Genomic DNA, 17,883 nt, shown 5'->3' with positions numbered 1-17,883 from the left:
TACACCAACTTGCAAAATTAGGTTTTCGTAAAAGGGAAGAGAAACATTTTATATCACATAAAGATGTGATTTTTGTGTTAAGATATACGATATACGATATGCGATTTACGACATGCGATATGCGATATGCGAGGTACGATATACTTTGTATAATTTGAAAATGTAGCAATGTGACAATTTGAATATTCTATATGCTAGACGTTCACCATTCAAGAACAATTTACTTTAATGCTCTTCAATTGAGCGAAGCGACTTCCTTATACTCTCTTATATGACTTATATGGTTTAAAATTTACGATGTGCGAAGTACGAAGTACGAATTAAGATTGCAGATTAACGATTTCAGATTTCAAAAGTAATACGCTGAACGTAAGCTAAACGTTCCCCTCTTGAAATCGAAGATTCAACGATTCCAAAAAATAATATTAAAGAGAGTTATAGGGGCTAGGGGTGTGTTTTATTTCAACATTGAACATTCGTTATTCAACATTCAAAATTTAAAACAAGGAATAATTTGCTTTACTACTCTTCAATTGAGCGAACCGACTTCCTTATATTCTCTTATATGAATTATATGTTTTAAAAATTTACGATCCCGAAGCGTCGGGACGATATACAGTTTACGATATACAATTTTTAAACTCATAACCTTTTAAACTCATAACCTTTTAAACCTATAACCCCCATAACCTTTTAAACCCATAAACATATACCCTTTTAAACTTTACCCCTTTGCGCCTTTGCGGCAATAAAAAAAATTTAATTAGTTTTGGCATAATTAATTCATTTCAACACATGAGATTTCTCGCGCATTTACTTCTCTTTTTCACATTATCTTTTGGGGTGCCTATTGCGCGCGGGGCGTCTATAAAAAAAACCACACAAATATTCACTACTGTCAACGGATTGCCAGACAATTCGATTAATGACATTCAAAAAGACCAAGATGGTTATTTATGGATTGCCACAAATAATGGGCTTTCTCGATTTGACGGTAAAAATTTTGTGACGTTTTCTAGTATTAATTGCAAAGGCTTTTTTGAAGACAATAGTGTCAATGAAATTATAATTGATCATAACAAGATATACCTACTATCGAATCAAAAAGGCATCAAAATTTTAGATCGTTTAAAATTAACTATGCAAAATTTTATCCAGGAGGCGGTGCAAAGTATGCAGGTGGAGCAAGGTCGCCATTTGGTTTTATTTGGCTCTGGAAAACTGACTCTTTTTGTCGATTTTAAACCTAAAAAAACTATTTATTTAAAAAATTTCATTCCAAAAAACGCGATTGTATATAACTCTAAAATATATGTATTAACCGACCACAACGGAATCATTCAGCTTGACGCCAATAGTTTAATAAAAGAAGCGGTAATTCCAGCCGACTTTATTTATATGTATGGACGATTATTTGTGTCAAAAAAATTAGGTCTGGTTTATGTAACAGGAAACAAAGTATTTGTACTTAAAAACAATCGATTTGAATTTCACCCTTTACTAGGAGATACTATTGGAATTACCAACTACTTTGAAAGTCAAGATAGCGAGCCTTTTTATATTGCCAGAAGTAAAACTCTTTTTGGCTTAGTCAAAGGAGAATTTGTAAGTCACACGATTAATGGTTTAAAAAATGCTGAAATTAGAAAATTTTTCTATCTCGATGCAAACACCTATTTTTTAGCAACCAATCAAGGCTTAATTCGAGTAACTAACCCTAAGCCCTATGTAAAAGTGATTGATGACAACGCTTTTGTGGAGAATGAAATGATTCGGATACGCAGAAAAATCATCCCTATTGATGCTGAAAGTATGTACCTACTAGGACATCCTCAAATTGCAGTTTGGTCTAAGGGGAAAATCAAAAATATCTCTACTGAAAACTACTCCATGTACGACAGCAGCTTACTGAATGAGAAAATTTACTGCACAACAGATAGTTACGGATTTGTTTCTTTTGATATAGCAACTAAAAAGACAACTCCCATACCATTAGAAAATATTCCTCTTCGAGAATTTTTCTATGTGATAGAAAAAGGAAACAACAACGAGCTTTTTTTAGGAGGTACTAACAAAATTGTGGTCTATTATCCTGAATTGAGAAAGTCCATTACGACTCCTTTACCCGATTTAATTGTGTTTTCTATCGCACAAGACGGTCCACTAATTTGGTTAGGGACCAATAAAGGACTTAGATGTGCTTCTTATAGTGAGGGTCGTTTTAAATGGAAAAGCATCCCTTTTTCTTACTCAAAAACCATTCGTGCTATTGAGCTCGACAAAAAAAATCAAAAAATTTGGCTTGGAACAGAAGAAGATGGTTTGTTTATAGTAAACACGACCAATTTTAGTTTTGAACAAAAAAAAGATAAAGTTTTAAAAACGATAGCTACTCTAATTAATGATCAAAAAGGACGAATGTGGGCGAGCACATTTACTGGTATTGTAGTATTTGAACTTGTCAATAATCGCTCTTTTCAACTCACACAAAAGAATGGATTAAGCAACTTAGAATTCAACTATAAATCAGCTGCTTTACTCCCTGACGGCAAAGTTATTTTTGGCGGCCTAAATAGTTACGATGTCATTGATTTTGAAAGGCTGAAAGAAAATTTGAAAGAAAAAAACACAATTCATATTACGGGAATTCAAAGGAATAGTATTTTAAACCAACAAAAAGCGCAGTTTACAAATTATTCCAATTCCAATACTATTTCTTTTCAAACGGGGGAAGAAGACTTAACATTATTCCTTTCTGATCTGGATGTCTCCACTTCGTATTCGAATTTTTTCACGTATCAAATTGACAACCAAAAACCTGTAACAGCATATAACAATTCGATTCGTATCTCGAACTTGCCTTATGGTATTTATTCCTTATCCATTAAAATGTATGATAATTTTGGAAATCTAATTACCAAAAAAAGTGTTGCTATAAATGCTATGGTTCCTTTCTATTATAAAACAAGCTTTTTTGTGTTTTTATTGGTAATCCTAATTCTTTTTGGGAGCATAACTGTATATAGCGTGTATCATGCTCGAAAAACCGAAGCAGTAGTCAAAGACCGAATCGCCATGGACTTGCATGACGAAGTGGGGACGGTACTCACTCGAATGTTAATGACAACCCACAGTAAAAAAGAGGTGACACAGCAACATACCGAGTTAAAACAAGGAATTACTGAAGCCTTATTTAGTATCCGCACCTCCATCCATGCACTATCAGGTACAAAAACCCATATTGAAGACTTAATTGATGATACGCTAGAATTCTTGAAAAAAGAATTTAGTAATTCTTCCATTAGCTATCAATTTAATTACACTAAAGATATTCCGAATCAGCTCCTCAAGCCAGAATTGTTTAGAGATTGTAAATTAATCCTTTTTGAAGCTACTGCCAATGCTTTAAAATATTCAAATGCATCAAAAGTTACCTTTGATTTTAAATTGGATTCTGAGTTGGTCATCACCATTTCAGACGATGGTATTTTAACCGATGTCAATAGTATTTATAACAAAGGAAACGGAATTGGAAACATCATTAAACGCACCGAACGTAACTCAGGAAAAGCTCGTTTTTATTGTAATTCGCCTCAAGGATTAACTATAGAATTAACCTTTAATTGGACGTAATGTCCCCCCTAATTGAAATATGAAAAATGTAATTATTCTAGAAGATGATTTTCACATGGCGCAATTGATGAAAGAAAAAATTAATGAACTACCTGATTATCAGTGCGATTCAATTTATGCTAATCCTGTTGATTTTTTCGAAAATCCAAATGCGGCAGCTATTTTTCTTTTGGATATTGTTATGCCAAAAATGAACGGTTTGAAAGCCATCAAAAAAATACTCGCCTTATATCCTGATACCAATATCATTATCAATTCTATTAAAGAAGATTCGGATACGATTTTTAATGCGATTCAATTGGGAGCTATTGGCTACATTGACAAACAAAGCTTTCAGATGGATTATCAAGAAGTTTTTGATGCCATTAAAGATGACGGTGCCTATATGACACCAAAAATTGCTCGAAAAGTGATGTCTCACTTTCAAAAAAAGGAAAATGACCTAGAAAAATTAACTAAGCGCGAAATAGATGTGACCAATGGTATATTGGACGGATTAAGTTATAAACTAGTGGCTGATAGGCATAATTTATCCATCGATTCGGTGCGAAGTCACATCAAAAATATCTACAGAAAACTGAATATCAATAGTAAATCAGAACTATTCAATAAGTTCAAAGTATAAAAAAAGGGCTGTTTCAAATGAAATAGCCCTTTTTAATTGGTGTTCTTACAAATTACTTCAAAACAACATTATAAGTAACTGAGGCATCTGTTGCTCCACCTGCGTTAGTCATTGAACCGCCTGCAACTCCTGAAGCGGATTTATTTGGCTCATGTTTCAATACAACCGTTATTGTACCAGTAGTTGGCGAAGCAGCAGTTCTTAATGTAAAGGCTAAGCCAATTGGTCTTCCTTTAGCATCGGTATCAGTGTAGGTAAAAGAACCTATGCTTGGTGCTGCTTGAAAAAATAATTGGTGTTCTTCTCCCTCTTCTTTGATTTCTTTGGTAAGATCAATTGCCGGACTTACTGATTCATTTAAAAATGTAACAGAACCCGTATAAGTCGTGTTGGGAGTTAAATCCACTGAAGGTGTAACTACAGGTGGATTAGGTCCATTCCCATCTAAGTCTTTTGAAGTCAAAGTGATGGTTTGATTTCCTGAGGTAAGCGTTGTAACAACTGTTGTAATTAACTCTTCTTCATTTGCTCCATGGTCATGTGAATGATCATCACTACAAGATGAAAAGACAATTAGTGTTAGTAAAGTAATTCCAATTAATTTAAAATTTTTCATTTTTTTGATTTTTTTAATAATTAAATTTTAGTTGAATTTGAATGTTTCTACCCATTTCGTCAGCAAAAAAGCGCTGTCTGTTGAGGTAGTCACGGTAAGTGGTGTTGAACATATTTTGAACAAAAAAGGCTGCGGTTACCGACGAACTGGTCGTGGTTTTGAACTTCATTTCGGAATAAAAATGCAGCAAATGGTAGCCTTGAGGAGGCGTGCTTATGTCCACCAAAACAGGAACTAAACTGTTATTTTCTATAACATTGGCAACAAAATTATTGTCCGGAAAATGGTTTTGACGAAATACCATTTCGCTCTTCAATTCGGCTTTAAAATGATGCCATGCTTTTTTGGCAAACTGAATGGTATTTCCCAAATTCAATGGCGGAATATCAATTAAAGAAGTGCGATTGGTCAAATCCTTGCCTCTCACATAAGCCAGGTTAAAATCGTATTGCCAATTCGGTTTGATTTTCCAGTGCGATTGAAAGTCTATTCCGGTTAGTCGGGCATTCGTTTGTTGGTATTCCCAAACCGGAAAAGCACCGCGAATAGTCGTCTCAAAAGCTATGGGTCTCAAAAACATAAAGTTTTGGATTTGATTTAAAAAAGGACTGATTTCTATACTCAACTGATCCCATTTTTTAATAAAACTGGTCGCTATTTTTAGCGATTGTTCTTTTTGTAAACCTAAATCTCCTAACTCAATTATTCCTGTCGAATGGTGCAAGCCATCACTAAAAAACTCGGAAGGATTCGGATTTCTATTGGCTAAACTCAGGTTGAAATACCAATCCAAATTTGTTTCAAATGTCTTATGAAAACCCAAACTTGCTGAAAGATTGTGAAAATTAAATTCCGGTTTAGTAAGCCATTGATTGCCTTGCTCTCTCACAATAAAATGGTCAAAAAGAGTTGTAAATCCTCTTTCAATCCAACGCGATTTCGAATAAAATTTTGTCGCTTGCAACTGGTAAAAGTCATAACGCAAACCGGCATCAACGGTAAAAGTATCTGACCAATCATAACTTGCTATACCATAAGCTCCTAATTCAATTTTAGTATAACTAGGAATTAAAGGTTGGACACCCGTTGCCGGATTAGCAAAATTATTCTGAAACGAAGCTGAGCCTCCTGATTTAACAATCCAATCGTGAACTACTTTTTTATAATCCGCGTTAAAGCTGTGCGTAGCCAATTCTAAATCCAAAGCGGGGCGGTTTCTAAAATCGCCTCTACGGAGATCAAACTCCTTTCTTTTATTGAATTGAAAAGCATATTGAAGCGATAACGAAGCCGTCTCATCAAAATAATAATTCAAATGAGTGGTGGCTAAATGATGTTGTACTTCTTGCTTTGGATTACCAATATCGTGAGTAAAATCAGCAACAACTGAAGGCGCTTTATTGGTTATCGAATTAAACAAATCATTCACATTTCCGGTATGAGAAGCTCTTAAAATACCAATAGTGGTCGAATACAAACTATAACTGGTGGTCAGATCGTATTGGGCTCCGGAATATTTAACATCACCAAAGAAATTAAATTCACGGTTTCCTGTATTGGATAAGACGTAATTGGGAGCCTCTCTGTCGCCCATGTATTTGTAAGTGGTTAAGGCATTCCAACTCCATCCTTTGTCGTTTCCTTTATGCAAACTGGAACTGATAGACCCGCCTCTTCCATTCGACGCATAATTCAGAATGGTTTTTCCGTAAAGCGTATCTTTAGTAACAGCTACCGGCGAAATAATGACCAAGCCTCCAACTGCGTCACCGCCGTATTGCAAGCCCGAAGCGCCTTTAATTACCGTAATTTTTCCTGCGGCATTTGTGTCAAAATTAGGAGCGTGTTCTGTTCCCCATTGTTGGTCTTCTAACCGAACAGAATTGTTAATTACCGGCACTCGGCTACCAAACAAACCATTAATAACCGGCTTGACAACAGTACTTCCGGTTTTTAAACTAGAAACACCTGGAATGTTTTTTAAAAGCTCGCCTAAGGTTTGATTGCTATACTTCTCAATGGTTTCTCCTTTAATTTTCTGTTCTAATACAGAGATATTTACGGAATTGGCTTTCTCTTTAATGACCACTTCTTTCAACTCATCCATTTGTGGTTGCAATGCAAAATCAAGCACAACATCTCCCTTGATGGTCAATACGGTATCTATTGACTTATAACCAATGTAGGAAACGTGCACTTTCGTAACACCCGATGGTAATCGCTTGATAAAATAAATTCCCGTATCATTTGAAGACACCGACTTTGTTCCTATGTGGATATGACTCCCGGAAAGCGGTGCTCCATTCTGATTGGTAATTTTCCCTCTAACTGTATTTTGCGAAAAGCCAATAACAGCAAACAAAGAGAAAAAGAAAATGAAGCTGTTTTTTTGCATTTTTTCTTGTTCAAAATAGATCAACCTAATTGCGTTTCCAATTATTGAAAACGACTAATTGTGATACAAACTATTTAAACTAAGGGCGGGCCACGGAGTGAAAATTGACTTCCTTTGAAAAAAGAAATCAATTGCTCTGATGAGAAAAATGATGGATTCGAATAGCTAGGAGTCAAATCTGAGGTAATGGTTGGAAAACCAAAAACAACAAAATGACTTACTTTAAAATCGCAAGTGCCACAAAAATCAAGGTAATAATGCTGGTGGGTTATTTCGCCAGCCGCATTTTTTTTATGGGCACAATGCTTCTCAGGAAGTTGCTGTGCAATATGCTCGTATTTATGCAACGATTGAAACAGCATTGATACCAATACTGCCAACGTAAATACAAAGCTATATCCAGAAATTCCTTTTTTCATTGAGACAAATATAAGAGTTGCAATACTATAAACGAATATAATTTAATGTTAAATACACTATTCAAATTGCATTTTTATGTTTTTTCAACTTTCTAGCTTAGAAGTGAGTCCAAAATACTACAGCATTGAAAGCGCCATTTGGATTTTATCTATTAATTCTCCAACCCCTAAGCTAGACCACAAAATGAAAATTGCCAAAACTGTGAGCCCTAATTTTGGCATACGCCAGCCTAGCTTTTTCTCTATCGCAAATCGAATGGGTGGATAAAATAATAAAGAAGCAAATACAATAAAAATTCCAAATTCAGGATCGTTGCCAACGAAGGAATTAATCAATCCTATTACTGAAAAAACGATGGCAAAAAACCAGCTCAAAAAAGTAATTACTCCTTGCTTCATATTAGTTGATTTTTTTAATTTTTTTGGCCGGTACTCCAGCTACTATAGTATTATCTGCAACGTCTTTATTGACCACTGCACCAGCGGCAACAATGGCATTTTCCCCTACGGTTACGCCTGGCAATATAATGGCACCTGCGCCAATCCAAGCATTCTTTTTAATCACAATTTTAGCTAAGTCCAAGGATTTTCGATTGGTAGGATCTGTAAGATGATTTTCGGTAATTAAACTCACTTTTGGCCCTATCAACACCTCATCTTCAATAGTGATGCCGCCCAAGTCTAAAAACGAACAGCCGTGATTGATGAATACATTTTTTCCAATCGTGGTGTGTTTTCCAAAATTGGTATGAAAAGGCACAAAAACAATGGTACTCGAATCGATAGCGCTGCCTATAATTTTGCTTAATTGGAGTCTAATTTGATTGATATCTGTAGCGCTATTCAAGGCCGAAGACAAAGCGATCGTTTGCGACACCTGTTTCCAAAGTTTCGGCAAGTCCGGATCGTTTTTATCGATAATTCCTCCCGCTAACATTCTGCTAAAAATTCCACTTTCCTGTTTCAAATTTGATACTTTTTGAGTGGATAAATATATACAATTAAATTTTATATTTGCGGCTATGAATTCGTTTGCAATTAAAAAAATAGGCTTGGACCAATTGGTTCCACTACAAGAAATAGGACGCAAAACCTTCTATGATACTTTTTTTGAGTCCGATTCCGAAGACAATATGGCTTTGTATTTAGCTACTAGCTTTTCAGACGAAAAACTGACGGCTGAGTTGGAAAATCCGAACTCTGAATTTTATTTTGCCTCCCTAAACGAATCGGTTATTGGCTATTTAAAAGTCAATTTTGGCCCTGCTCAAACCGAACTTCAAGATGAGAGTTCGCTCGAAATTGAACGCATTTATGTGCTCCAAGACTTCCATGGGAAAAATGTAGGTCAAAGCCTTTTTGAAAAAGCCATTGCTATCGCAAAAGCCAATTCTTGCAGCTATGTATGGTTAGGCGTTTGGGAAGAAAACCATCGCGCGCTTCAGTTCTATACCAAAAATGGTTTCGTCGCTTTTGACCAACATCAATTTATCTTTGGCAATGAAGTTCAAACCGATATCTTAATGAAGTTAGTGTTGTAATGTCTTTATTATTTATCATTCCAACCTATAGCATAGCCAAAAAATGCGGCTGCTACGGCCAGATGAACGAATAAAACGGCTTTCTGCCAAGTGGGTCTGTCATTCCATTTTTGTTCTTGATCAAACGGATCAAAAATCAAACCAATTGCAAAAGAAGATGCGGCTTGCATATAATCTTTTGAAAAGAAGGCTTGGAATAGCCCAACGAGAATAAATCCGATGTAGAGAAATTTGTTAAATGATGTTTTCATAATTATGAATTTAAATTTATACAAAATTAGACTCAAAAAAATATTCAAAATTGTACTTTTAGGACACTATTTTAATTCCCAAACTATCTTATCACCATCCACTTTACTTGTTGCTTTAAAAAAGTCTTTCGGGTTATGATTGGTAAGTTTCCTGAATTCCTTAATGAAATAGGACTGGTCATAGTACCCTTCTTCATAAGTTATATCGGTTAAATTTTTTAATTCAGAACTATTGAGCTTACTGGTTAAAGAATTTCTGAATCTGCATATTCTTCGATACTCAATAGGACTACAACCCATATGTTTATTGAAATGCCTCTGAAAAGTTTTTAGGTTTAGTCCTACTTTGGCAGCGATAGTATCTATTGTCGTTTGTTCGTTCCCTTTTTCTAATAATTTAAGAGACTCTTCGATAGCAATTAAATCTTGATTTTCTGAAAATTGAGAAAGTAAAAACGATTCTAATTTACTTAAGTCATCTTCCCCTGTAAAAAGGTCTTCTCCAAAATGACGCCAAACGCTATTTGTAAATTCTTGAGTGAAATTAGGTGCAATCGATTGGTAATTGTCCTGTATAAATCGATTAATTCCCATTGGCTTAAATACGATAGAAATTTCTCGAATTAATCCATCCAATTGAATTAATAAAGGGTAGGTATACTTGCCTAATATTTCAATTTGAAGACCATTTGTAGTGCTTTCAGTAATTTCTATTCTAGTTTGATTTCTTTTTATGGTTGCGCCTTTAAAAAAAGATAAACCTGTGTTATAATGAGGAAAAGCTACATAAGCGTATCTAGTGTTGGATTTACCCTCATAAATATAAAAACACTCAATGTGCTTTTTCAAAATCGGAGAATTTGGAGTTATAGTTTTTATCACAAAATAAGAAATAGGCAATAAATTTAATCAAAAAAATAAACCTCATCAAAATGCAGAACTAAAGTAGTACTATAAATAAAGCCTTTACATTGCTGTAAAGGCTTATCAAATCTGTGAAATTTATTTTCGGTTCCATCCTTCCATTATCCCTAATTTAATATCATTATAATTTGAATAAAAATAGAGAACAAGCAAGATCAAAAGAATTATTTTCCAATTGTTTCTTACTAATGTTTTTAAATCATTGATAAACTGGTTCATATCTGTGATTTTAAGGTTTAAATTAAATTCATAGGGGTTGGTTTCGGATGTATTAACAAATTCAGACAAGTCGGTTTTAAATACCTCCCCAATTACTTTCAAAGAATGAAGACTAGGTTTTACTTCGTTATTCTCAATACGCTGAATTGTTCTGATTGTTAATCCAGACTGTTCTGAAAGTTCTTTTTGAGAAATAGTTAAACGGATTCTAATTTCTTTTATTCTTGTGCCCAATTCCATGCTACAAATTTAATTTTACTAATGCTACAACCAATAGACATCTTAACGTCATTTATACGTCATATCCTGTTCAAAAATAGAAAACATAAATAAATATAGGACTTAGATTCATTTAAGTTTACATTAAAAAAGCCTTTACAATGCTTAAATGGTATTCAACTTTTGCTTGTTAAGTTTTTATAAAACTAAAAGACCTAGATTATAAATTGTGCAAACTAAAGTACTGTTTTGAAAGGTATTCAGTGTCTTAAAAATACAATTTGAGATGAAATATAAAATCTATTTTTGTAGAAAATTTGATCTTCTACAATGAAAAATAAAACATTAATTGATAGCTTAGTTGGACTTATTTTAGGAATGGCAATAATGCTAGGTGCTTATTATTTAATACCTAAAGAATCAATAAATAGACTGTTCCCAAACACTGCTGTTGAAACTGCTGTTTTCTTAAGTTCTATTATTCTTTGCCCTTTCTTTGCTATTTTCATTCACGAACTAGGTCACTTAACAGCAGGATTAGTTCAAGGATTTAAATTGCAGTTATTCATAGTTGCATTTTTAGGGATAAAAAGAGATGAGGATACGGTTAAATTTTACTTTAACAAAGAATTCCAATTTTTCGGCGGAATTGCAGCAACCTCTCCTAAAAAAATTACACCTTATCTGAAAAAACAATACGCCTATATTTTAATAGCTGGCCCACTATTTTCTCTTTTTTTCGGGATACTATTCATCATTTTATTTAACATCACAGATAGTATATTCAATTCTAGCATAGGAATAACTGGAATTATCTGCATTGGTATGTTTCTAGCCACAACATTGCCCTCAAAATCTGGAATATTTTTTACAGACAGAAAAAGAATGCAACGCCTACTAAACAAAGGAAAAATTGGCGAAATTGAATATGTCTTTCTTAAAACCACAAGCCAATTATTGATTGATGCACATTATAAAAATGTCTCTCTTAAAGATTTAAAAATGATTCAATCAGACGATGAGCCCATTATTCAATTTTGGGGACATTACTATGAATTCATGCATTATGAAGAAATGGGTGAGGAAGAAACTGCATTGAAAATTAAAAACACTTTGTATCTCTACAAAGATTGTATACCCAAAACTATATGGAAAAGTCTTTCGATCAACTAATAACTATTCAATATGAAAACTAATTTTAACAAAATTCTTTATTTAGGTTTTGTACTTCTTGGGGGGATTTATCTATATCGAAAAGATATAGGTCAAACCTTGATATATTTTGGAATTGCGCTAGCATTTGACCCGTTCAATATCGAGCAAAAATGGAATGATAGACCTTTTTGGCAAAAAATCGTATTAATATCACACCTATCAATTGTTTTTGGAATGGTATTTATTGAATTTTTCAATTTGATTCGAGGATAATCAATATTTACAACAGCAAGTAAAAATAGGATTAATCAAAAAAGCCTTTACATTTCTGTAAAGGCTTTTTTGATTTTGTTGAATTAAAATCAGTCGTAAATTCAGTTTTTTCAGATTTAAAAAAAAGCTAACTTAGCGTATTATTTAACCCGATCAAATACAACTAATGCGTAAAAATGCACTTCCTCTTTTACTTTTTTTGCATATTGTGTTGTACTTCAGTCCTGTTTATAGTCAAGTAAAAAAAGACACTACAGCGCTATCTGAAATAATAGTAGATGCTTCCCCTATCAAAAATGTACTTCAAAACACCGCTTCTTCCATTGTTTTAATTAGCAAAGCCGATATCAATAGAACCGATGGAATACTACTCACTCCCGTTTTAAATAAAATACCAGGAGTATTTATGCAGCAAGGTGCATTAAATACAAATAGAATTTCTATTCGAGGTATTGGAGCTCGAGCACAATACGGAACGAATAGGATAAAAGCCTATTTTGATGGAATTCCTATAACTTCTGGAGATGGAGAGACGGTTATTGAAGATATTGATATTGCATCCATCGAAAAGATAGAAATAATTAAAGGGCCCAACTCAACTAGTTTTGGCTCCGGTATGGGAGGTGTAATTCATTTATTTTCAAGAGAAACACCATTGTTGCAATCGTTTGGCAAATCAAACATCAATTTTGGTAGTTTTGGGTTGATACAGCAACAATTGTCTGGAGGTTTCAGTGATACGAAATCAAACTTGATTTCAAGTTATTCCAATATAAACCTTGACGGACCAAGAGAAAATAGTTCCTACAACAGGGAAAATTTCAACTTGTTTGGAAAACAAAAATTAGGAAATAATGGATCTTTATCTTTTATCGGAATTTATACCAAGCTTAATGCTTATATCCCGAGCTCTTTAAGCGAAAAAGACTTCAACAACAACCCCAAAAAAGCAGCGTCAACATGGGCAGCAGCTCAAGGATATGAGTCTTACGACAAGTATTTATTTGGATTAGGTTATGATTATCAAGTCTCCAATAAATGGTCATTAAATTCAAGTGTTTTTTCAAATTATAAAGAGGCTTACGAAACCAGACCTTTTGATATTTTAGATGAAAACACCCGTTCTTTGGGAATTCGTTTAAATATTAATTATAAAGACCGATTATTTTCTTTTCCATTCGAATTTAGTTTTGGTACCGAAATTGCTTCGGAAGAAAACGACTATTCCCTTTATAAAAACCTATACCTATCACAGCCTGGACGAGGCAGCCTACAAGGGAATTTGTTCAGCGCCATTGACGAAGAAAGAAAGTACTCCAACTATTTTATACAAATGGAGTTTTGGCTTTCCAAAGCTATTCATTTAGAAACTGGATTTGCATTAAATTCTACCGCGTATTCATTTAAAGATGTATTCCAACCACTTCAAAATTCAAGCATTCAAAACTATACTTTTGGAACAATTTGTTCGCCAAGGATTGGTCTTTCATATAAGGTAAACAATGGAAAAAACATTTATACCTCTGTTAGTAAAGGATTCTCAGTTCCTACATTTGCCGAAGCCTTAACTCCAGAAGGTAAAATCAATACCAATTTGGAACCAGAAATCGGTTGGAATTACGAAATTGGATTCAAAGGAAATTGGTTGGAAAATAAATTATATACAGAGGTAGCTCTGTTTAGCGCACAAATTGAAAATTTATTAGTAGCACGACGGACAGCCGAAGATCAATATGTTGGATTAAATGCGGGCTCGAGTTCTCACCCAGGAATAGAATTTACAGTGAATTACAATATTGTGAAATCTGATAGTTTTAAAATTACTCCTTATTTTTCAGGCGCAATAAATTATTTTAAATTTAAGGATTTTATTGATTTAAACGTCGATTATTCAGGTAATCAACTTACCGCAGTTCCCCAAAAACAATTGAATTATGGATTAGATATTATTACAAAATCTGGGATTATTATAAATACGTCTTATAGAACCGTAGGAAAAACACCCATAAATGATGCCAATACAAAATATACCGAAGCCTATGCTTTACTTGATCTTAAAACGACCTATGCTTTTAAGATTTTTAAGAAATTAAATGCAGAATTAACTGCCGGCGTCAACAATGCATTGAATGAGAAATATGCAGCCTCTATCGTGCCTAATGCGTTAGGTTTTGGCGCAGCTCCGCCACGATATTATTATCCAGGTAATCCTATAAATTATTATGGAGGGTTCTCCATTTCGTATCTGTTTTGATAAAGTAGTAATGAATTACTTTATTGCTTCACATCTTCAACTTGGCTTAAAGTAATCATTTTGTTATGCTTGTTGCTCCAGGAGTTTCTAATGTAATTCATTACGTCGGCAACTTCTTGATTTGACAATCCCATAGGAGGCATAGCATTATTGAATTTTTTGCCATTTACTACTATTGGGCCTGTTTGTCCAAATTTAACCGCATAAATACTTTGAGTTATTTTATCAGACAACCAATTGGATCCATCCAAAGGAGGAAAATTCTTCAAATCTCCTTTTCCATCTGCCATATGGCATTGGATACAAAAATCAGCATAAATTTCTTTCCCGCTCTCTATGCTTTTTTCCAGAGGTGATTTTTCCTGAACTACTTTCGTAAATGTCGAATGATTTTCCTTTGATGAGAAATTAAAAGAATAGAAAAGCAATGCCGTTAATCCTAATATGTATTTAACTTTTATCATCCTAATTAGGGATTATTTTAAGAATACCTTTCCCTTCAACAGCGATGTAGATAAATCCATCAGGTCCTTGAGCAATGTTTCGTATACGACCAATATCAGTAGCGATTTTTTGACGTCCAATAATTTCATTTCCTTTCAATTTTAACCATTCCAAGTATTGAAATTTTAGTGAGCCAATGAGCAAATGTCCTTTCCATTCTGGATAACGATCACTTGTTACAAAAGTTATTCCGCTAGGAGCTATTGAAGGAACCCAATAATAAACAGGGTTTTCAATACCTGGTTTTTCTGTTTGAGTGCTGATAATAGTTTCATCATAATCAATACCAAACGTAACCAATGGCCATCCGTAATTAGCCGCTTTTTTTATGATGTTGATTTCATCACCTCCTTTAGGTCCGTGTTCATGTTCCCAAATCTCTCCAGTAGTAGGATGTAGTGCCAGTCCTTGAGGATTTCTATGGCCATACGAATAAATGGCTTCTTTGGCATCCTTTTGCCCTACAAAAGGATTGTCTTTAGGAATACTTCCATCGTCATGCAATCGGTATATTTTTCCACTATCACGAGTGATGTCTTGTGGGTTTACAAAATGATTCCCTCTATCTCCAACTGAAAAATAGAGAAACCCCTCTTTGTCAAAAATAATTCGGGAGCCAAAGTGCTGTCCTTTAGTCGTATTTGGGCCTGCTTTGTATAAGGTTTCAATTTGTGTTAAGCCCCCATTTTGCAATTTGGCGCGAATGAGTTGGGTGTTTCCGCCTTCTCCTTCTCCTTCAGAAGAAGCATATGTTATATAAATCCATCCATTTTGGGCATAGTTGGGATGTAAAGCAATATCAAGTAACCCTCCCTGTCCTCTATTGTATACTTTAGGAACGTTTTTAATTTCCGTTTTTACCCCGTTTTCAATTTGATATAAAATACCGCTTTTTTCGGTAACTAACATTGCTCCTCCAGGAAGCCAAGCCATTCCCCAAGGTATTGAAATGCCTGAAGCTACTGTTTCTAAAGCATAGTTTTTTACCTCCTCTTGAATTGGTGGAAGGTTAGTTTTTACTTGTGCTATGGAACTAACGAATAGGAAAAAAAGTAGTAGGGGTGTCAATTTATTCATGCTTTCGGTTTAGTAAAGTTTGTTTTTGTGAATTATTCCTATCGAAGATACTAAAAAGGTTGAATAAAATGGTTTCATAAATACTAAAAACAAAAAAAGCCCTTAGATTGCTGTAAAGGCTTTTTGAAAAATTTATAATGCATCAATTAATACTCTTCTTTTTGTAATCTCGCAACTAATTTGGTATCTATTAGCTCTAAAGACAAAACCATGTCCTTAACCGTTTCTTTGTATTTTTTAAAATGAGGGGTTGCAATATGTGATTGATAGGCTTCAAGGCTCGCATACACTTCAAAAATTGTTATGGAGCTCGCATCTTTTTTATCAGCGACAACCGTATACGATAACACCCCTGGCTCCAATTGTATGGCAGTATTCATTTGCTCATTTAAAGCAACTTGGTAAAGGTCTAGTTGCTTCGCATCGACTTTGATTTTGGCTATTCGATACATCGCCGGGTTTTCTTGTGCGTATGTTGAGAAACACATGTTGTTCAATAAACTCAAAAATAGGATAGTAAGTAGAATTCGCTTCATCATAAAAAAGGTTAGACTACAAAAGTAACCTCTTTTTTTAGATTTCGAAGTGTTCTTTGCTCCGCCAAAGAGCAAAAAATGCAACTTTAACACAATGGTTTAGTAATTGAAAATCAACAAATTAAATATTGAGCTTCGAATAAAATAACAAGAAGGTCAATTAATTGTAACTAATTTCCTGTAAAAGGAGTTCCAAAAATTCCAACCGCTAATTCCGCCCATACTAATAAAAATATTAGTAAAATTGACCCAATCAAAAGAATTCGATAATGCATCGAATTAGTCCTTTTGATGATTTGCTTGATTCCAAAACTTACCAACAAAATAAGCATACCCATAACAATGAAGTCAAAAAAACTCCAATTGACTTCATTGGATACCAATGTTCCTATAAATGGGAAAAGCAACAATAATAAGGGAGAGTAAACACTCCATTTTTTATTCATCATAATTTCTAATTTTTTATACCTGTTTTTTATATTCTAATAGATCTGATGGCTGACAATCTAAAACTTCACACAATGTGGCTAATGTTGAAAAACGGATTGCTTTTGCTTTACCCGTCTTTAATATGGAAAGATTGGACAAAGATATTCCTACTCTCTCTGATAATTCATTCAATGACATTTTCCTTTGTGCCATTACCACGTCAAGATTTACAATAATTTCCATCAATTATATGGTTAATTCGTTTTCGGATTTATATCCAATGGCATTAATTAGAAGTTTCTGTAAAATATAGGTAAAAACACCAACAGAAAATGGCCCCATAATTAAAATGATATTAATTAGTACGACTCCTGGGGCATCATCTTGCTGGGCAACATTGAAAATAAATGGTGAACCCATCAAATACATTAAACTGATTAGAAACGAACACACTTTTATAATTCGTAAAGAATTAACAGATGAATCGGTTAATGATAAATTGGCATCAATATTATTCAATAAGTTATACGCTTGATAAAAAACATATAGAAATGGAATGGTTGAAATAAGAACGCCAATCAATATTGGTTGATAATCCCCTAAAGAATCCGATTGGATAATTTGATACAGCAGGAATCCACAAAGAGTTAGGACTGCTAAACTTAAAACTAAAAGAATTAACTTTAAAAATAAGGTGGAACTTCTTTCGAGCACTTTTACATTTGGAGTAGTCATTATTGTTTCGTGTTAAATTTAATGACAAAAGTAATAAATTTATTGAAAAACAACAAATATTATACGAATAACAATTGA

20 protein-coding genes are annotated in these 17,883 nt (G+C 33.9%); 6 read left to right on the top strand and 14 right to left on the bottom strand.

Going from position 1 to position 17,883, the window contains the following annotated elements; translation table 11 throughout:
* Positions 1 to 795 precede the first annotated feature (795 nt).
* Both LPC23_RS03215 and LPC23_RS03210 read left to right on the top strand, forming a co-directional pair.
* Positions 796 to 3,633 carry a ligand-binding sensor domain-containing protein gene (locus tag LPC23_RS03215; protein ID WP_229331039.1) on the top strand — a complete coding sequence of 946 codons (2,838 nt, stop codon included), beginning with the start codon at positions 796 to 798 and terminating at the stop codon, positions 3,631 to 3,633.
* A 19-nt stretch (positions 3,634 to 3,652) separates the two neighbouring features.
* Positions 3,653 to 4,258: a response regulator gene (locus tag LPC23_RS03210; protein WP_229331038.1), complete on the top strand. Its 606-nt coding sequence runs from the start codon at positions 3,653 to 3,655 to the stop codon at positions 4,256 to 4,258.
* A gap of 52 nt (positions 4,259 to 4,310) precedes the next feature.
* Here the strand turns inward: LPC23_RS03210 and LPC23_RS03205 are convergent, their stop codons facing one another.
* From LPC23_RS03205 to LPC23_RS03185, 5 genes are all read right to left on the bottom strand, one after another.
* Complete coding sequence (locus tag LPC23_RS03205; protein WP_229331037.1) at positions 4,311 to 4,874, bottom strand: type 1 periplasmic binding fold superfamily protein; 564 nt, start codon at positions 4,872 to 4,874, stop codon at positions 4,311 to 4,313.
* A gap of 13 nt (positions 4,875 to 4,887) precedes the next feature.
* Positions 4,888 to 7,269, bottom strand: coding sequence for a TonB-dependent receptor (locus tag LPC23_RS03200; protein WP_229331036.1), 2,382 nt, complete (start codon positions 7,267 to 7,269; stop codon positions 4,888 to 4,890).
* 74 nt (positions 7,270 to 7,343) lie between these two features.
* Complete coding sequence (locus tag LPC23_RS03195) at positions 7,344 to 7,688, bottom strand: hypothetical protein (protein WP_229331035.1); 345 nt, start codon at positions 7,686 to 7,688, stop codon at positions 7,344 to 7,346.
* A 117-nt stretch (positions 7,689 to 7,805) separates the two neighbouring features.
* Positions 7,806 to 8,087 carry a hypothetical protein gene (locus tag LPC23_RS03190; RefSeq protein ID WP_229331034.1) on the bottom strand — a complete coding sequence of 94 codons (282 nt, stop codon included), beginning with the start codon at positions 8,085 to 8,087 and terminating at the stop codon, positions 7,806 to 7,808.
* Between the two features lies 1 nt (position 8,088).
* Positions 8,089 to 8,655 carry a DapH/DapD/GlmU-related protein gene (locus LPC23_RS03185; RefSeq protein ID WP_229331033.1) on the bottom strand — a complete coding sequence of 189 codons (567 nt, stop codon included), beginning with the start codon at positions 8,653 to 8,655 and terminating at the stop codon, positions 8,089 to 8,091.
* 55 nt (positions 8,656 to 8,710) lie between these two features.
* Here LPC23_RS03185 and LPC23_RS03180 point away from each other — a divergent pair, with 55 nt between their 5' ends.
* Positions 8,711 to 9,229 carry a GNAT family N-acetyltransferase gene (locus LPC23_RS03180; RefSeq protein WP_229331032.1) on the top strand — a complete coding sequence of 173 codons (519 nt, stop codon included), beginning with the start codon at positions 8,711 to 8,713 and terminating at the stop codon, positions 9,227 to 9,229.
* A gap of 8 nt (positions 9,230 to 9,237) precedes the next feature.
* Here the strand turns inward: LPC23_RS03180 and LPC23_RS03175 are convergent, their stop codons facing one another.
* From LPC23_RS03175 to LPC23_RS03165, 3 genes are all read right to left on the bottom strand, one after another.
* Positions 9,238 to 9,480 (bottom strand): hypothetical protein, encoded by a 243-nt coding sequence (locus tag LPC23_RS03175; protein ID WP_229326478.1) that lies wholly within the window; start codon positions 9,478 to 9,480, stop codon positions 9,238 to 9,240.
* Positions 9,481 to 9,546: 66 nt separating this feature from the next.
* Positions 9,547 to 10,329, bottom strand: a complete 783-nt coding sequence (locus LPC23_RS03170; protein WP_229331031.1) for a helix-turn-helix domain-containing protein — start codon at positions 10,327 to 10,329, stop codon at positions 9,547 to 9,549.
* 153 nt (positions 10,330 to 10,482) lie between these two features.
* Positions 10,483 to 10,863: a helix-turn-helix domain-containing protein gene (locus LPC23_RS03165; RefSeq protein WP_229331030.1), complete on the bottom strand. Its 381-nt coding sequence runs from the start codon at positions 10,861 to 10,863 to the stop codon at positions 10,483 to 10,485.
* 309 nt (positions 10,864 to 11,172) lie between these two features.
* Here LPC23_RS03165 and LPC23_RS03160 point away from each other — a divergent pair, with 309 nt between their 5' ends.
* The 3 genes from LPC23_RS03160 to LPC23_RS03150 all read left to right on the top strand — a co-directional run bounded on the left by LPC23_RS03160 (position 11,173) and on the right by LPC23_RS03150 (position 14,524).
* Positions 11,173 to 12,015: a M50 family metallopeptidase gene (locus LPC23_RS03160; protein WP_229331029.1), complete on the top strand. Its 843-nt coding sequence runs from the start codon at positions 11,173 to 11,175 to the stop codon at positions 12,013 to 12,015.
* A 12-nt stretch (positions 12,016 to 12,027) separates the two neighbouring features.
* On the top strand, positions 12,028 to 12,270 hold the full coding sequence (locus tag LPC23_RS03155) for a hypothetical protein (protein WP_229331028.1): 243 nt from the start codon (positions 12,028 to 12,030) through the stop codon (positions 12,268 to 12,270).
* Positions 12,271 to 12,436: 166 nt separating this feature from the next.
* Positions 12,437 to 14,524 carry a TonB-dependent receptor family protein gene (locus LPC23_RS03150; RefSeq protein WP_229331027.1) on the top strand — a complete coding sequence of 696 codons (2,088 nt, stop codon included), beginning with the start codon at positions 12,437 to 12,439 and terminating at the stop codon, positions 14,522 to 14,524.
* A 20-nt stretch (positions 14,525 to 14,544) separates the two neighbouring features.
* Here the strand turns inward: LPC23_RS03150 and LPC23_RS03145 are convergent, their stop codons facing one another.
* The 6 genes from LPC23_RS03145 to LPC23_RS03120 all read right to left on the bottom strand — a co-directional run bounded on the left by LPC23_RS03145 (position 14,545) and on the right by LPC23_RS03120 (position 17,805).
* A complete protein-coding gene (locus LPC23_RS03145; protein ID WP_229326474.1) occupies positions 14,545 to 14,988 on the bottom strand; it encodes a c-type cytochrome in 444 nt (147 codons plus the stop codon).
* Between the two features lies 1 nt (position 14,989).
* Positions 14,990 to 16,105, bottom strand: a complete 1,116-nt coding sequence (locus tag LPC23_RS03140) for a PQQ-dependent sugar dehydrogenase (RefSeq protein ID WP_229331026.1) — start codon at positions 16,103 to 16,105, stop codon at positions 14,990 to 14,992.
* 146 nt (positions 16,106 to 16,251) lie between these two features.
* Entirely contained in the window at positions 16,252 to 16,644 is a 393-nt protein-coding gene (locus LPC23_RS03135) for a putative quinol monooxygenase (protein ID WP_229326470.1), read from the bottom strand.
* 167 nt (positions 16,645 to 16,811) lie between these two features.
* Positions 16,812 to 17,090: a hypothetical protein gene (locus LPC23_RS03130; RefSeq protein ID WP_229331025.1), complete on the bottom strand. Its 279-nt coding sequence runs from the start codon at positions 17,088 to 17,090 to the stop codon at positions 16,812 to 16,814.
* Between the two features lie 13 nt (positions 17,091 to 17,103).
* On the bottom strand, positions 17,104 to 17,313 hold the full coding sequence (locus tag LPC23_RS03125; protein ID WP_229326466.1) for a helix-turn-helix domain-containing protein: 210 nt from the start codon (positions 17,311 to 17,313) through the stop codon (positions 17,104 to 17,106).
* Positions 17,314 to 17,316: 3 nt separating this feature from the next.
* Positions 17,317 to 17,805: a DUF2975 domain-containing protein gene (locus LPC23_RS03120; RefSeq protein WP_229331024.1), complete on the bottom strand. Its 489-nt coding sequence runs from the start codon at positions 17,803 to 17,805 to the stop codon at positions 17,317 to 17,319.
* Positions 17,806 to 17,883: the final 78 nt, after the last annotated feature.

This window comes from Flavobacterium ammonificans (assembly GCF_020885975.1).
Taxonomy (GTDB): Bacteria; Bacteroidota; Bacteroidia; order Flavobacteriales; family Flavobacteriaceae; genus Flavobacterium; species Flavobacterium ammonificans.
Note: the sequence above shows the minus strand (reverse complement) of the source record. Positions and strands in the feature narration are given on the sequence as shown.

Coding starts and splice junctions, on each gene's coding strand:
- LPC23_RS03215 (WP_229331039.1), top strand. CDS start 796: ATGAGATTTCTCGCGCATTTACTTCTCTTTTTCACATTATCTTTTGGG.
- LPC23_RS03210 (WP_229331038.1), top strand. CDS start 3,653: ATGAAAAATGTAATTATTCTAGAAGATGATTTTCACATGGCGCAATTG.
- LPC23_RS03205 (WP_229331037.1), bottom strand. CDS start 4,874: ATGAAAAATTTTAAATTAATTGGAATTACTTTACTAACACTAATTGTC.
- LPC23_RS03200 (WP_229331036.1), bottom strand. CDS start 7,269: ATGCAAAAAAACAGCTTCATTTTCTTTTTCTCTTTGTTTGCTGTTATT.
- LPC23_RS03195 (WP_229331035.1), bottom strand. CDS start 7,688: ATGAAAAAAGGAATTTCTGGATATAGCTTTGTATTTACGTTGGCAGTA.
- LPC23_RS03190 (WP_229331034.1), bottom strand. CDS start 8,087: ATGAAGCAAGGAGTAATTACTTTTTTGAGCTGGTTTTTTGCCATCGTT.
- LPC23_RS03180 (WP_229331032.1), top strand. CDS start 8,711: ATGAATTCGTTTGCAATTAAAAAAATAGGCTTGGACCAATTGGTTCCA.
- LPC23_RS03175 (WP_229326478.1), bottom strand. CDS start 9,480: ATGAAAACATCATTTAACAAATTTCTCTACATCGGATTTATTCTCGTT.
- LPC23_RS03165 (WP_229331030.1), bottom strand. CDS start 10,863: ATGGAATTGGGCACAAGAATAAAAGAAATTAGAATCCGTTTAACTATT.
- LPC23_RS03160 (WP_229331029.1), top strand. CDS start 11,173: ATGAAAAATAAAACATTAATTGATAGCTTAGTTGGACTTATTTTAGGA.
- LPC23_RS03155 (WP_229331028.1), top strand. CDS start 12,028: ATGAAAACTAATTTTAACAAAATTCTTTATTTAGGTTTTGTACTTCTT.
- LPC23_RS03150 (WP_229331027.1), top strand. CDS start 12,437: ATGCGTAAAAATGCACTTCCTCTTTTACTTTTTTTGCATATTGTGTTG.
- LPC23_RS03145 (WP_229326474.1), bottom strand. CDS start 14,988: ATGATAAAAGTTAAATACATATTAGGATTAACGGCATTGCTTTTCTAT.
- LPC23_RS03140 (WP_229331026.1), bottom strand. CDS start 16,105: ATGAATAAATTGACACCCCTACTACTTTTTTTCCTATTCGTTAGTTCC.
- LPC23_RS03135 (WP_229326470.1), bottom strand. CDS start 16,644: ATGATGAAGCGAATTCTACTTACTATCCTATTTTTGAGTTTATTGAAC.
- LPC23_RS03130 (WP_229331025.1), bottom strand. CDS start 17,090: ATGATGAATAAAAAATGGAGTGTTTACTCTCCCTTATTATTGTTGCTT.
- LPC23_RS03125 (WP_229326466.1), bottom strand. CDS start 17,313: ATGGAAATTATTGTAAATCTTGACGTGGTAATGGCACAAAGGAAAATG.
- LPC23_RS03120 (WP_229331024.1), bottom strand. CDS start 17,805: ATGACTACTCCAAATGTAAAAGTGCTCGAAAGAAGTTCCACCTTATTT.